The sequence below is a fragment of the Ignatzschineria sp. LJL83 genome, from assembly GCF_054871845.1.
In genome coordinates this window covers 105,734-121,373 of record NZ_JBTXLY010000005.1, presented here as the reverse complement: position 1 = coordinate 121,373, position 15,640 = coordinate 105,734, and the positions used below count along the sequence as shown (strand labels likewise).

The window sequence follows — 15,640 nt, the reverse complement described above, 5'->3', positions numbered from 1 at the left end:
GTATTAAATATGTCAGAATTACTCTATGAAGGTAAAGCAAAACAGATCTATAGCACGGATAATCCAAATACGGTTTTAATCCACTATAAAGATGATGCAACAGCAGGTAACGGCGCGAAAAAAGCACAGTTTGAAGATAAAGGCGTATTAAACGCAGCGATCTCAACGATGATTTTTGATTACCTTATTGAAAACGGTATTCAAACGCATTTGATCGAGCAAGTAAATGAACGTGATGTTCTTTGTTCGAAGATTGATATCGTGCTTTTAGAAGTAATCATGCGTAACGTTGCTACAGGATCTTTAACAGGTCGTTTAGGAATTCCTGAAGGCACACAATTAAATCCACCTATTCTTGAGTTCTGCTACAAGAAAGATGAGTTTAATGATCCATTAATCAACGTTGATCACGCTTTAGCACTCAATCTTGCAACACGTGAAGAGATCGAAATCATCTCTTCAGAAGCTCGTAAAATTAACGAACTTTTGAAAGTGCTTTTTGCAGAAATCGGCATTGAACTCGTAGATTTCAAAATCGAGTTTGGTCGTAATCCTAAAGGTAAAATCGTGCTTGCTGATGAGATCAGCCCAGATACTTGCCGTTTATGGGATATCGAAACGCACAGCAAATTAGACAAAGATCGTTTCCGTCAAGATCTTGGTAATGTGATTGATGCGTATCGTGAAATTCACAAGCGTTTACTCGCACGCAAGGAGAAATAAGTGTTTGCGGTTATTGGTAATCCAAATGCCGCATCCTTAACGTACTACGGGCTGCATAGTTTGCAGCACCGTGGACAAGAAGGCGCGGGAATTTCTGTATTAAGTTCGGAAGGCGATATTAATACTATTAAAGGTCAGGGGCTGTTAACAGATGTGATCTCAGATCCAGCAGTGTTATGTAAACTGCCGGGAAGTAATAGTATTGGGGATATTCGTTATCCCACTAGTAACGCTAAAGGTTATGACAATATTCAGCCACTCATGATGAAAATGAGTGATGAAAAGTTTGCCATTGCTTATAACGGAAATATCACAAATACCGCGCAACTTCGTAGCGAACTTGAAGATCAGGGCAGTGTATTTCACGCATCTGGGGATGCTGAGATCTTAGTGCATTTGATGCGCCGTAAAAAAGGCGAATTTTTAGAGCGTTTAAAAGCGTCTCTTTTAGAGCTTGAAGGTGCATTTAACTACTTTATTCTTCACGATAGCGGCGTTTACGCAGTACGTGATCGTAAAGGCATTCGTCCGCTCTGTATTGGTAAACTTACAGATGGCGGTTATGTATTTGCTTCTGAAACGTGTGCGCTTGGAATTGTCGGTGCGACTTATATTCGCGATATCATGCCGGGAGAAATTGTTCATATTGAAGATGGTAGAGTGATCTCGAACTTCTTCACAGAGGATAATTTCCACGCCATCTGTTTAATGGAATATGTCTATTTCGCTCGCCCAGATAGTGATCTTGAAGAGCGTAATGTCCATAGCTTCAGAAAGCAGAGCGGTATTGAGCTCTATCATGAATCACACGTGGATGCCGATATGGTGATCGGTGTGCCGGATTCTTCGATTTCAGCAGCAACAGGTTATGCCGAAGCTGCAGGATTGCCTAATGAAATGGGTTTAATCAAAAATCGTTATGTGGGCAGAACCTTCATCAAGCCAACACAAGCCCTTCGTGAGCAAGGCGTTCGCATGAAACTTGCACCGATTCCATCGGTTGTGAAAGGCAAACGTTTAGTCGTGATTGATGATTCTATCGTTCGTGGAACCACAAGTCGTAGAATCGTGCAGATGCTTCGTGATGCCGGCGCTACGGAAATCCACATGCGAGTCTCCGCGCCACCCATTAAATACCCCTGTATTTATGGTGTAGATACTTCAAGACGTGAAGATCTTCTTGCGCATCAGTTGAATTTAGAAGAGATGCGCCGTTATATTAAAGCGGATTCTCTTCAGTTCTTAAGCCCGAAAGGCACTGTGAAAGCATTGAAACGCTCTAAAGAATTAGGCCCAAATTGCGGTACTTGTATGGCATGCTTCACCGGCGAATATCCGACAGATATCACTGCCGTAGAATTCAGAGCCAGCTTAGAGGAAGAATTCAAAGCGGTAGAAGAAGCGCAAGAGAAGTTGTAACAGAGATTCTTTCGGTTCTATAAATTCTATATGTTGTATAGAAGTAGTTTAAAAGATCGATGTAACAAAGATGTAACACAGACAGATTATATACATATCAAATTAACGATTTTCATGGGTGCTTAGGGTTTACCTAGATCTATCCGAATCGTTAATTTACATCATTATTGATATTACTGAATATTGTGAGAGATATTTCAGTATGATTTGAAAGGAAAAGAGCATGAGTGATGCATATAAAGAAGCCGGCGTAAACCTCGAAGCAGGTTATGAGTCAGTTGAACGTATTAAAAAGCATGTTGCAAGCACAATGCGTATTGGCGCAATGGATATTTTTGGAGATTTCGGCGGATCTTTCGATCTTTCAGAACTCAACTACAAAAAACCTGTATTAGTATCTGGAACAGACGGCGTTGGTACGAAGCTTAAATTAGCGTTTGAGATGAATATTCATGACACAATCGGTATTGATGCCGTTGCAATGTGTGTGAACGATATCTTAACGCAAGGTGCAGAACCACTCTTTTTCTTAGATTACATCGCTTGTGGCAAGAATGATCCTGCACAAATCGAAGCGATTGTAAAAGGAGTTTCAGAAGGTTCTAAAATGTCTGGTGCAGCGCTTCTTGGCGGTGAAACTGCGGAAATGCCAGGATTTTATCAAGACGGCGAATATGATATTGCCGGCTTTGCGGTAGGTGTTGTAGAGAAAGATGAGCGTGTGACAAAAGCAAATGTTAAACCAGGCGATAAAATTATCGGCTTACCATCAAGCGGTGTTCACAGTAACGGTTTCTCGCTTGTGCGTCATATCATCAAAGAGAAAGGTTTAGACTTCCATACAACGTATGAAGGTTTTGATAAACCATTAGGCGAAGTATTATTAACGCCAACAGAAATCTACGTAAAAGAGATTTTAAATCTGCTTAAAGAAGTAAAAGTGAACGCAATGGCGCACATCACAGGCGGTGGTTTCTTCGAAAATGTACCAAGAATGCTTTCAGGCAACTTAGGTGCAAAATTCGATCAAACAGCATGGACAAAACCTGCAATTTTCCCATTCCTTCAAAAGGAAGCAAATATTTCTGATAAAGAGATGTTTACAGTATTCAATATGGGCGTAGGTTACATGATCGTTGTAGATCCATCAGTTGCTGACAAAGCATTAGCGCTTTTACCAAATGGTTCAATCATTGGTGAAATCACTGAAACAGCAGCGGTTGAAATCGACTAAATCATTCATCACAGGACGTTTAAGCAGGGAATTATCATGAAAAATATTGCAATTTTCGCATCAGGTACAGGTTCTAATTTCGATGCGCTCGTGAGCGCAATTGAAGCGGGAACATTGCCGGCAAATGTGAAACTGTTAGTGTGCGATAAAAAATCTGCGAAAGTGATTGAAAAGGCAGAGAACAAGGGCATTAAAACCCTTGTTTTCTCTGCGAAAGATTACGCATCAAGAGAAGATGTGGAAGCGATGATCGTGGAAAACCTCCGCGAAAATGATGTGGAATGGGTCGTTTTAGCAGGATATATGCGCCTTTTAGGAGAAACACTTCTCTCGGCATATCCGAATAAAATCATCAACATTCATCCATCTCTGCTTCCTTCTTATAAAGGAAAAGATGCAGTGCAACAAGCATTAGCTGCCGGCGAAAAAACCGTAGGGGTTTCTATTCACTTTGTGGATGCCGGAATGGATACAGGCGAACTTATCGCTCAAGAATCCATTCAGCTAACGGGCAGAGAAGAAGAGGATGAAGTGATGACCATGGTGCATCACATCGAGCATCAGCTCTATCCAAAAACCCTCGCTCAGCTTTTTGCGAAATAAATCATTTAATGATCCCATCGGGTGAAATTCCCAATGGGATTTTAAATATCAAAAATGTGGAATGACTCGCCAATAGTCTTACTAAAAAAGCGTAAAAGGAAGATTCTCGGTATAGATTCTTTAAAATCTGCCAAAAATCGCCTAGCTAATATCAAAATTTAGTAAAGAAACTAGAAGCAACAAGATGTCAGTAGAAACAAATAGAAGCATCAGAAATAGCAAGCAGTAAAACGGATACCAATTGCCGGCATGAAATTGAAATAATCATGTAAGCAACATATCCGGCGATGAATTAGCTAGAAACCAGTTGATTGGAAAGAATAAGCAGTAAAACGGATACCAATTACCAGCATGAGATTGAAACAATCATGTAAAGCATTGCCTCCGGCATTGAATCAGCTATGAATTAGCACTAGAAAAATTCAAACAATCATTCTGAGTGAATCGGAATGATACAAAATATTACAGTTCAGAGAAGGAATCTCTGCACAACCGAATTCGGGCATGACGGTCGTCATTCCCACGCGGTATGCTGATAACTCAGCAATATTGCATTTAATCGTTGTTATTTAGAAAGGACAGGATCTAATCATGACTAAGCGACGCGCTCTTTTAAGTGTGAGTGATAAAACAGGTATTACAGATTTCGCAGCGAAACTTGTGGATTTAGGCTTCGAGCTTATCTCAACAGGCGGAACTAAAAAAGCGATTGCGGATGCCGGCATTGCAGTAAAAGATATTTCAGACATCACAGGTTTCCCAGAAATTATGGACGGCCGTGTGAAAACACTTCATCCGATGGTTCACGGTGGACTTTTATCTGTTCGTGGTAACGATGTTCACACAAAAGCAATGACAGATAATGGCATTGAATATATCGATATGATAGTTGTGAATCTCTATCCTTTCAAAGAAACTGTGTCTAAACCAGGCGTGAAATACAACGATGCGATTGAAAATATCGATATCGGTGGTCCTTCAATGCTTCGTAGTGCGGCAAAAAATCATGAATCTGTAACAGTGATCACAGATCCAGCAGATTACGCAGTCGTAATTTCTGAGTTTGAAGCAAACGGCAACACAACATTTGAAACTCGCCAACGTTTAGCGCTCAAAGTGTATCAAACAACGGCAGCATATGATGCGCTCATCGCTCAATACTTTGCGAATGAACTTGGTGATGAATTCCCAGAAAAATTAACGTTGACCTATGAGAAGCAACAAGGTCTTCGTTATGGCGAAAACCCACATCAAGAAGCGGCATTCTACAGAACGCCATTAGCGCAAAATAACTCATTAGCGCATGCGACACAAATTCACGGTAAAGAGCTTTCATATAACAATATTCAAGATGCAAACGCAGCTGTGAATATTATGCTTGAATTCAAAGAACCAGTAGTTGTTGCGGTGAAACACATGAACCCATGCGGCGTTGGTTTAGGTGCAAACCTTTTTGATGCTTGGACGAAAGCGTATGAAGCAGATCCAACATCTATTTTCGGCGGCATTATTGCAACGAACAAAGAAGTTGATGCTAAAACTGCTGAAAAAATGAGTGAAATTTTCCTTGAGATTATCATCGCACCAAGCTTTACAGATGAAGCGAAAGAGATCTTAATGGCGAAGAAAAACATTCGTCTTCTTGAAAACAATCCACAAGAAGAGCGTATTGCTGAGAAACTCACAACAACAGCTGTAAACGGTGGTTTATTAGTGCAAACTTTAGATCGCGCTGAAATCAATCCTGAAGAATTCACAGTAGTTACAGATCGTAAACCATCACAAGAAGAGATGGATGCATTAGTATTTGCATGGAAAATCGTAAAACACGTGAAATCAAACGCAATCGTTGTGGCAAAAGAAGGTCAAACATTGGGAGTTGGCGCAGGTCAAATGAACCGTGTTGGCGCAGCACAAATCGCGCTTGATCAAGCAGGCGAAGAAGCAAAAGGCAACGTACTTGCATCAGATGCATTCTTCCCAATGCCGGATACATTAGAAAATGCCGCGAAAGCAGGTATTAAAGCTGTGATCCAACCAGGTGGTTCAATCAAAGATCAAGAATCCATTGATGTTGCAAACAAATATGGAATCACAATGGTCTTCACAGGAATGCGCCATTTCAAACACTAATCAATCATCAGATTGAAGTGAATCTGCCTAAATTGTTTAAGTAGATACAAAAGCCTAAAAGCAATTTCAATCGATCTCATCAAAACTCTATAGTGTGGTGCTTTAGTTTTGGTAAGAATCCAAAAGAAATTGCTTCAAGGAAGCCAAAGATGCCGGAGAATGTCATGTTCTCCGGCATTTATGTTTTTATTAAGATAGGAATTATTTATTATTAGGTTATGATTGATAGTTAAAATTAATGTAAATTATTAAATATTATTGGGGGAGAGGGTTGAACGATAAGGTTATAGATGAATTACCTCATACGGCAATGTCTACATGGAGTGGTTATGTATATCAGGGTAAAATAGCGCTTTATCATTGTATACAAAAAATGATTGAGTCTTATGAGGATAATATAAATCTTAAATTACAATTAGAAAGCCATGATGACTTTGCTATTTTTGATTCAAGTAGATGTATATCGATACATCAAGTTAAAGCATATAAGTGTGATTATTTCTCTAGTTATTCTGCTGACATCATAAAACAGAAAGATTCTGCAAACGCAAAAGGCATAGCCAAAGCTTATTTTCATACAGCAAAAAGTATTAAGAATATACCGGATATTGATAGTTTTAGAAAAAGCTATGCACCAGTAGAAATATACCTTTATGAAGGCTTGGATAATAATATTCTTGCTTATTGTTCTTTAGATAAGGTAAATGAATACATAGAGGAAAGTTTAAGAAAGTTAATATCACAGACTGACAATCTAGGTAAATGGAAGAACAATCTTCTTGAGAGAATTCGAAAAATATTAGAGGCTCATATTAATGATCATGTAATAAGAGTACATCAAAAAATTCATATATCTAAGACTAGTAATCAAAAATATATAGCTGCGAATGAGTTTGTGTTATTTGAGACTCTTTATAAAATTATAGAAAGTGATGACTTTGAGGAATTGGAAAATAATGATTTCTTTTTATCTCGTTTAAAACTAGATATTGGAAATTATTATCAAGATTTTTGTAATGAAAATGAATACCTTAATTCTAAGAATATGCAAAAACTAGATGAGTACATTTCTCAAATAGTTGATTTTAATGAAGAAGAAATGTTGGGTTTTTTATCAGTTGTAATGCCTCATAAAAAAGGGACATTTTCTACTTTAGAAGAATTTAAAGATGACTCAATAAATAGTGATTCAATGCGCTTAGGTTTGCTCAAAATACTATCATCTTTAATTCAGGCTCAGCCATCGGAATGTGGAACGGTATTAATTACTTGGAAAGATGATGGGGGAAATTTTTATTATCCTACAGGAATACATACAGCTAATGAAAATGCAGATGCAATTTGTGCAAAAATTATGAAACACTCATTAGAAAAAGATGTTGAGTTCTTATTTGAAGGAGCCAGTTTAATTACGTTGGCAATTGATAAAGATCCTATAAGTAGTATTAGAAAATGTGATTTTAAGGAAGCTACGTCAAATAAAGATAACAATAGAAAAATCACTGATTTTAAAAACTTGAAAATGATTTCCTTATTTAATGTGCCAAGCGAGTTAAAAGAATGAATATATTAATGAATAGGTTATTTGAATGGCAGAAATACAAAGTAATAGATATAAAGGAAGAATCAAAGTTATATGGGGCAGATTGTGGCAACACAGATTATTGGTTGGTTAAGTACATAGATACAAATTTAATTATAAATGATGAGATACAATCCCATTGGCTTACGGAATGTAAAAATATTACTAATGATCCAGCTTTGGATAAAAATATTAACTTACTTATAGTTTTTAAATGTGAAGATGTATCACATGAACTAATGGATAAAATTAACCTTATAGAAGAGGATAGTTATTTTTTTAGAAAACGAGTTTTATTTTATACAGCTAGTGAATTGCTAGGTTTACTAAGCATTATTGAAAAATATGATTTCTTAACCGTATTTAATCAGTTGATAACTGATACAGACATTTTTTTAGAATATAAAAAAGGATCTAACTGGCATGAGTTGCTATATAGGATAATTATAAAGCTACCGATAATAGAAGTGAAAAATACAGAGACTGTAAATTTAGATAGCTTAGCTGAAAAAATCCAAAAAAAACTTAAAAGCTCACAAGAATTATTGGATATGGATTCTGTAATATCTTGTATTGATGGTTTGACAGAAGAGCCAGAAGAATTATTAGATTATTTGATTTCACGGTTAGAGGAGGCTGGGAGTGATTAATTTTATAATTAAAAGACTTTCAATAAATAATTTTAAATCTTTCGATCATATAGATTTGAAAATAGATAGTAATAATTTAATTGTTCTTGATGGACCTAATGGATTTGGAAAAACATCCTTCTTTGATGCTTTAGAATTGCTTTTTACAGGAAATATACGTAGATATCTTGAGTTGGAAGATTGGATAATTGATGGTCGTAGCCCTAAAACGGGTTGTCCATGGCTGTATAAACAAGCAAAAGTAGATGACTCTCTTTCTATTAAAATAGAATTATCAATTAATGGTGCCATTCATTTCTTTGAAAGAATAGAAAGTAAAGAAAATCTAGATAAAATCAGATCATTAAGGGAAGTCATACTACCTTTATATAAGCTAGAAAGTTTTGATTCATTAGAGCGAGATAAAATTAAAGAGGACGATTACTTTACCCATTTATTAGGAATGGAGTATAAGCGGGATCTCGAGTTGTATCATTATGTGGAACAGGAAGAAAATATTCGATTTTTGAAAGCTAAGGAAAAAGATAGACAAGATCGTATAGCACATCTCTTTGATATTAAAGATGTTCAAGATAAAATAAATAATATTACAGAAATACATAAACGTTTAGCTAGATTATGTAATGCTCAGGAAAAAACAAACGTTGAAGCCTTAAAGAAAAATTTAGATGATGCTAAAAAAAACATTTTTGAGAAAAAAGAAACAATTAAGTATAAAAAATTAATAGAAGTGACAGATCAAATTTGGGATAGAGAGGTAATTGATCTTAATGTTCAGGAGTTTGATCAATGGTTTTTGTCAAATGGGGTTTTGGTTACATTGAAATCATTTATTCAGAACTTATCGGAATATGAAAAAGACCTTTATAATAAAAATCTTGAGGAAAAAATCAAAAAGCCAGAAGAAGTTATAAAAAAAATGTTGCAATTCAGTCATAGACTGACATTTAAAAATGAGTGGCGAAAGGATGTACAGCGATTTAAAGCCGCTAATGCGCTTAAAGATAAGTTTTCAAATGTGAATAAAGCCTTAAAAGATAATACACTTGTATTCCCAGAAATTTTATTGGTCTTTTTACCTCAAGATATTAGCATTATCCAATTCAAAGAAAAGGTTGAATATTTACATAACTGCATCAATACAGCCAATGCATTAGATATGAGTATTATGAATCTATTAGCTTTTAGGGAAGAAATGCTTAAAGCATTTGATCAGTGTAATCAACATATCAAACCGACTGGAGATTGTCCTGCTTGCGGTTATAAATGGGGAAATATACAGATTTTAACTGACCAACTAGATGAACAAAAAATGTCGTTAGAACAGTTGGCAACACAACAAAACCAAAGTTTGGCGCAAGAATTGCAGATCTTTGCAGAAAAATATAAGGAACCTATAGAAACTTTATTGAATGATTTCTTATTGAAAGAAAAAGACTTGATTTCTTATAAGGAAAGACTTGTAAGTCTAACGGAACAAGAAATTAGTATTTTATTAGAGTATTCTCAGGAATTAGATAAAGCAGGGATTGAATATAATGATCTATATCTAGAAGAATATAATTTAAATGTAGATATTCCCTCTAATGTGTTATCTGCACGTATTGAGGCTAAATTTAAGGAAGTTGATATAAGGAAGTTAGAATCTAATTTTGACTTTATATATACCTCTATATTTCAAAAAAATATGGAGGTTATTAAAAAAATAACTTTACAAGAAATAGATGAAAAAATTAAGTATATTGAGCAACAAAAAGCCTTAGCTCAGTCAAAGTATGTAGCAATTTGCGAACAAAAATATAAGAAGGCAATTGATGTTTATGATAAATCTCAAGAGTACAGGAAAAGACTAAATAGATTAAAAAACATTTATGAGAAAGAAAAGGAAATGTATCTTGAGTCAATCTTACGGGAGATAGAAATATTATTTCATATTTATTCAGGAAGATTGATGCAAAACTCAAAAAATGGATTAGGTCTATTTATTGAAAATAAAGGAAGTTTGATTGCTTTTCATGAAGTTCCGGGGCAAGAATATGATGCAGTATTTAGTCTTAGTTCAGGACAGTTGTCAGCTCTAATTTTGTCTTTCACTCTAGCATTGAATAAACGTTATGCTAATCATAACTTATTATTTATAGATGACCCTGTGCAAACTCTTGATGAAATTAATATTGCAGGATTTATTGATTTATTGAGGACGGAATTTAAACAATATCAGCTATTTATTTCGACTCATGAGGATCATATATCAGCATATTTTCGTTATAAGTATTTAAAGTATCAAATGCCGGCTGATAGGATTAACTTTATGGATATTAGACAGCGTAGTATTTAGAATTAATAAAAAGCCTAACAAGCTCGGATCTTTATTTTTTAATTTAGAAATTAAAATTTTTTTTCTGAAAGAAAATCATGCAAAACCACTCACAAATCAAATGGTTTGTGAGTAAATGCAAGATTGCTGTAAATTTTTGTGTAAATAGATTAGAATAGCGACTCTTAAATTGATCAGTACTCTTTCGAGGTATGCATGGATTGGCAACAGGTTCTTTTTCAGTTTTTAGGTGGATTGGGGTTATTCCTATTCTCAATAAAATTTATGGGAGATGGTTTGCAGAAGTCGGCGGGTAATCGACTTCGTACTATTTTAGACCGCTTCACCACAAATCCATTTATGGGAATCCTTGCCGGTATTTTTGTAACGGTACTGATCCAATCTAGCTCCGGAACTACAGTTATCACTGTTGGACTTGTAAGTGCTGGATTGATGACACTTCGCCAAGCCATCGGCGTGATTATGGGTGCGAATATCGGAACGACCGTTACGGCATTTATTATCGGAATTGATATCGGCGAATATGCGTATCCAATTCTGCTTTTCGGCGCAATCATGTTGTTCTTCTTTAAATCTGTCAAAATCCAGAATATGGGACAGATTTTTTTTGGTTTTGGGGGATTATTTATTGGTCTTGATTTGATGAGTAGCGGTTTATCGCCACTTCGTCATTTGCCGATTTTTACCGATCTCATTATCGAAATGAGCGGAAGCCCAATTCTAAGTGTATTTGTCGGAACGGTATTTACGTTGATCGTGCAATCCTCAAGCGCCACCATTGGAATCTTGCAAGGATTATACGCCGAGAATCTCATTACACTCGAAGCGGCATTACCGGTATTGTTCGGAGATAATATCGGAACAACCATCACGGCAGTATTAGCGGCAATTGGTGCAAGTATTGCGGCGAAAAGAACGGCAGCGGTGCATGTTCTCTTTAACGTGGTGGGAACAGTTGTCTTTATGATCTTCTTAGGTGTATTCACAAGCTTCATGGTTTGGGTCACGCAACAATTGCATTTAGAACCGAAAATGGAGATCGCTTTCGCACACGGAACCTTTAACGTGGTAAATACGATTATTCAGTTACCATTTATCGGTTTATGGGCGATTTTAGTCACGAAGCTATTGCCGGAAAGAGTGAAGCCAGAAGAGAAGATTGCGCTTTACTTAGATGAATCCTTAATTAAGAAATCGCCGGCAATTGCTATTGGTCAAGCGAAGAAAGAAGTGTTGCATATGGGGAATATGAGTTTAGATGGGTTGAGATATTCACTCTCTTACTTAAAAACTAATAACCAAGATGATGCGGCATTTGCAGAGATTTTAGAGAAAAATATTAATATTCTCGATGAAGAGATCACAAAATATTTAGTGAAGATTTTCCCAAATTCCATCTCGGCGAGCGATTCTAATGAATTACAAGAGATGCTAAACCTTGTATGTGATATTGAGCGCATTGGCGATCATTCAGAGAATATCATCGAGCAGATCAATTACATGGATGAGCGCAATATTGTTCTGAGTGAAGAAGCGAAGAATGAAGTATATGAGATGTTTGAACTCACGATTCGTTCTGTGAAATTATCGCTTGAAGCATTAGAAACCGGCGATTTGAAGAAAGCTCGCAAGGTATATGAGCTTGAAGAAGAGATTGATGAAATGGAGCGTTACCTTCGTAAGCAACATATTAATCGCTTAAATCATCAAGAATGTAGTGCCAAAGCGGGATTAACGTATACGGATCTTCTTTCAAACTTAGAGAGAATAGGCGATCACGCACACAATATTGCAGAAATGCTCTTAGATAATAAAACACAGCGTAAACACTAATCGAAAATCTGATACGAAGTTTGTAAAGATCATGTTTCTATACGAAAGCCCTGATTCAATAATCAGGGCTTTTTTGTGCGAGTAATATTTTGATTATCATTTACATTTTGACTATTATTTACTTTTAATTTACCTTAACTTATTAATGGGTTATCGAGTTTTCGTTTTACTATTTTGGGGATTAGGAATTGTTATGAAACTATTACCGCTTGTGGGCTGTTTATTGATTGTTGTTGGTTGTGCATCTGAAGAAAATAGCTTGAAACAGCGGATTGCGAACTACAAACATTCTTTAAAAAATGAAGTGGAATTGCCAATTCCTTTTAATCCTCAAGATGCGGCATTTATCTTCAATAAAGGTACGGCAACGGTAAAAGGTAAGGGCGTTTTCAGACCAAATACAGGGCAAGTGATTAGTTGCGATGGTAGCACTGTACATTTAGTGCCAGTTACGGAATATTCGAAAGAGCGCTATACCTATCTTGTGGGTGGCTCGAATGATGGCTTTATCAGCCAAGAGCTGATTCAAACGATTGAGTTCACGCCAGATCCTCCTGAATATCGAGAATATATGCGTTCTACTCGCTGTAATTATAAAGGGGAATTTCTCTTTGAAAATGTCGCAGATGGCGAGTATTACTTAAATACCGATATCTTCTCGCCGGTAAATGGGTATCGAGCGGTAAAAGGTGGCGTTTTTGCAGCGAGGATTGTTGTGAAATCGGGCGATGTTATTCATGTGGATCTTGATTAATCAGTAGCAATTGGTATTGATTGATATGAACAGAGGATGAATATCCTCATCCCTCTGATCCTTTAAAAGGAATCCCGATGTTCAACGTCTATTGACATTTATTCAGGTATATTGACTGCGTTGTATTACATAAAAATGTAACTGTAGTGGGTTTAGTCGTGGAATATGATGAAAATAGGTATTGAAGAATAATGTTAGAACAAGAATATGATGATTCTCCGTTAACTTCGCCGAAAGGTGTTAATGGCGGTATGATTTTTTTATTTTCAGTAATAGGGTTCTTTGTATTGTCATTCTTTTTAATGGGAATTAGAACAGAACTATATTGGCTCTCTATTATTGCAATTGCCTTTGTCGCATTTATAGCAGGTTTATTTTATCCTTCATGGAAACCGACAGTTATGCGGAAAAAACTGTCACGTACCGGCGTGATCATTGAGGCAGATTTCTTAGATATTACGAAAGGCTCTTATAGCAGTGGGGATTATAGCCCTTGTCGATTTCGTGCGCAGTGGCTTGATAGCGAGATGAATGCCGTATATCACTTCGTAAGCCCAAACTTGAATGTTGCAAATCTCGATTACCTGAAAAGCTATCCTGAGAAAATTTCCGCTGATTTAGCAACAGCTTCCATTAAAGTTGTGATTAATCCTGATAATCCGAAAGAGTATTATATGGAAAAAGAGGAGATATTAAAGTTTGTTCATACCTTAATATTGCCGAATGTTGAAGCGATTACTGAAGAGATTAAACAGAGAGAATGGCAAGAATTACAGCAAGCATTAGAAGCAGAATCTCGAAAATTAGAACGTCAGCGAAAGAGATAGGAATAGAAATAAAAATAGAGATAGAAATATAGTCGGAAAGGGTAATCCGCAATAGTTACAAAGTTATTTCATGACAAAGAAGATGACTTTTGTAAGAGAGTTCCTGTATTGAGTCAAGAAAAGTGAAAGAATAATATGTCAGAACAGAAATATGATGATTCGCCCCTAAAAGCTCCCAAGCAAGCACAATCCGATATGATGATATTCATGGTTGTCTTTGGCATATTATCTTGCGGTGCGATCTTTATAGGGCTTCTGATGGGTGTTCTTATCATTACGATATTTGGAATGATATTTTTCGTGACAGCTTTTATCGGGATCTATCCTAAGTTTAGACCAAGAATAATGAAGGTAGCGTTAGCCAATGATGTGACGGCTATTGAAACAGATTTTTTAGAGTTAAGAATGGCAACATCGAATGTTGGGGATTATCCGGCACTTAGGCTTCGTACTCAGTGGTTAGATACCAAAAACAATAAGGTATATCACTTCTTTAGCCAAGATATTTATATTGAAGATTTAAAGTATCTCCATGAAAATCCTGAGTATATTTCTCCTGAGCTCAAATCGGCAGAGATTACCGTTATGGCGAATCCCGAAAATCTAAAAGAGTACTATTTTGAGGATACAGAAATCTTAAGAATCATCGAGCAGTTTATTACCCCAAACTTAGAGATTGCAACGCCAATCCTTAAAAGAGCGGAATGGAAAACAATGCAAAAAGCATTAGAGGCAGAAATGCAGAAGAATCAAAAACAAGAGTAGTGAGCGAAATAATATGTCAAAACAATCACAGAATCATTCTCATTTGCACACCTCAAAGTCTAATCGGCGAGATCAATGGGCATTAATCATGATTTTCGGAACAATGCCTTGTACAGTGATCTGGATAGGTTTTCACACAGCAAATATCGTGGCTATATTTGCTGGATTAGTGATTTTAGCGATCATGATCGTTAGTGTTTATTGGAAATTTATACGACGAGTCAAAAGTGTCATCTCAACCGGATATGGACAAGCAATTGAAACACAGTTTTTAGAGCTAAAAAGGGAATTGCCAAAAATTGCGGGTAGTCAGCCTGCTTTTAGAATTCGTACACAATGGATAGATGTGGGAAATAATAAGCTTTACCATTTTTTGAGCCAAGATATTTTTATTTCCGATTTACACTATTTGTATACGTATCCTGAATATCTTTCGGCAGAGTTAAAGTCCGCAATGATTACCGTGATGATTAATCCTGATGATCCTAAAAAGTACTATTTTGATGATGCGGAAATCTTAAGAATCATCAATCAGTTTATTACGCCAAACTTAGAGAAAACAGTCCCAATTCTGAAAAAGAAAGAGTGGGAAAAGATGCAAAAAGCGTTAGAAGCAGAAGTGCAGAAAATACAGAGAAATCAAAGGTAGTTGTCTATAAAAACAGAGCAACTTTGGTCATCTCGATTATTTCAATCTATAAAATTTATTGTTGTTTGAGTTTAAAATTTTAAAAAGGATTGATATTGCTGACACGAGATTTATAAAAGTATGCAAGCTT

General features: G+C 36.2%; 13 protein-coding genes. All 13 read left to right on the top strand.

Annotated elements, in window-relative coordinates:
- Window positions 1-9: 9 nt before the first annotated feature.
- Entirely contained in the window at window positions 10-723 is a 714-nt protein-coding gene (gene purC / locus ACYSN2_RS04825; protein WP_461749128.1) for a phosphoribosylaminoimidazolesuccinocarboxamide synthase, read from the top strand.
- Complete coding sequence (gene purF / locus ACYSN2_RS04820; protein WP_461749127.1) at window positions 724-2,142, top strand: amidophosphoribosyltransferase; 1,419 nt, start codon at window positions 724-726, stop codon at window positions 2,140-2,142.
- A gap of 223 nt (window positions 2,143-2,365) precedes the next feature.
- A complete protein-coding gene (gene purM, locus ACYSN2_RS04815) occupies window positions 2,366-3,376 on the top strand; it encodes a phosphoribosylformylglycinamidine cyclo-ligase (protein ID WP_461749126.1) in 1,011 nt (336 codons plus the stop codon).
- Window positions 3,377-3,412: 36 nt separating this feature from the next.
- Window positions 3,413-3,979 (top strand): phosphoribosylglycinamide formyltransferase, encoded by a 567-nt coding sequence (gene purN, locus ACYSN2_RS04810; protein ID WP_461749125.1) that lies wholly within the window; start codon window positions 3,413-3,415, stop codon window positions 3,977-3,979.
- Window positions 3,980-4,570: 591 nt separating this feature from the next.
- On the top strand, window positions 4,571-6,112 hold the full coding sequence (gene purH, locus ACYSN2_RS04805; RefSeq protein ID WP_461749124.1) for a bifunctional phosphoribosylaminoimidazolecarboxamide formyltransferase/IMP cyclohydrolase: 1,542 nt from the start codon (window positions 4,571-4,573) through the stop codon (window positions 6,110-6,112).
- A 271-nt stretch (window positions 6,113-6,383) separates the two neighbouring features.
- Window positions 6,384-7,676, top strand: coding sequence for an ABC-three component system protein (locus tag ACYSN2_RS04800; protein ID WP_461749123.1), 1,293 nt, complete (start codon window positions 6,384-6,386; stop codon window positions 7,674-7,676).
- Window positions 7,673-8,344 (top strand): ABC-three component system middle component 1, encoded by a 672-nt coding sequence (locus ACYSN2_RS04795; protein WP_461749122.1) that lies wholly within the window; start codon window positions 7,673-7,675, stop codon window positions 8,342-8,344. The genes ACYSN2_RS04800 and ACYSN2_RS04795 overlap by 4 nt, the downstream gene beginning before the upstream one ends.
- Complete coding sequence (locus tag ACYSN2_RS04790) at window positions 8,337-10,682, top strand: AAA family ATPase (RefSeq protein WP_461749121.1); 2,346 nt, start codon at window positions 8,337-8,339, stop codon at window positions 10,680-10,682. Before ACYSN2_RS04795 ends, ACYSN2_RS04790 begins: the two co-directional genes overlap by 8 nt.
- A gap of 195 nt (window positions 10,683-10,877) precedes the next feature.
- Window positions 10,878-12,515: a Na/Pi cotransporter family protein gene (locus ACYSN2_RS04785; RefSeq protein WP_461749120.1), complete on the top strand. Its 1,638-nt coding sequence runs from the start codon at window positions 10,878-10,880 to the stop codon at window positions 12,513-12,515.
- 193 nt (window positions 12,516-12,708) lie between these two features.
- Window positions 12,709-13,269: a hypothetical protein gene (locus ACYSN2_RS04780; RefSeq protein WP_461749119.1), complete on the top strand. Its 561-nt coding sequence runs from the start codon at window positions 12,709-12,711 to the stop codon at window positions 13,267-13,269.
- Window positions 13,270-13,460: 191 nt separating this feature from the next.
- The gene (locus tag ACYSN2_RS04775) at window positions 13,461-14,096 is read left to right on the top strand and encodes a hypothetical protein (protein ID WP_461749118.1); all 636 of its coding nucleotides are present in this window, start codon (window positions 13,461-13,463) and stop codon (window positions 14,094-14,096) included.
- 135 nt (window positions 14,097-14,231) lie between these two features.
- Window positions 14,232-14,861 (top strand): hypothetical protein, encoded by a 630-nt coding sequence (locus tag ACYSN2_RS04770; RefSeq protein ID WP_461749117.1) that lies wholly within the window; start codon window positions 14,232-14,234, stop codon window positions 14,859-14,861.
- A 13-nt stretch (window positions 14,862-14,874) separates the two neighbouring features.
- A complete protein-coding gene (locus ACYSN2_RS04765; RefSeq protein WP_461749116.1) occupies window positions 14,875-15,510 on the top strand; it encodes a hypothetical protein in 636 nt (211 codons plus the stop codon).
- Window positions 15,511-15,640 lie beyond the last annotated feature (130 nt).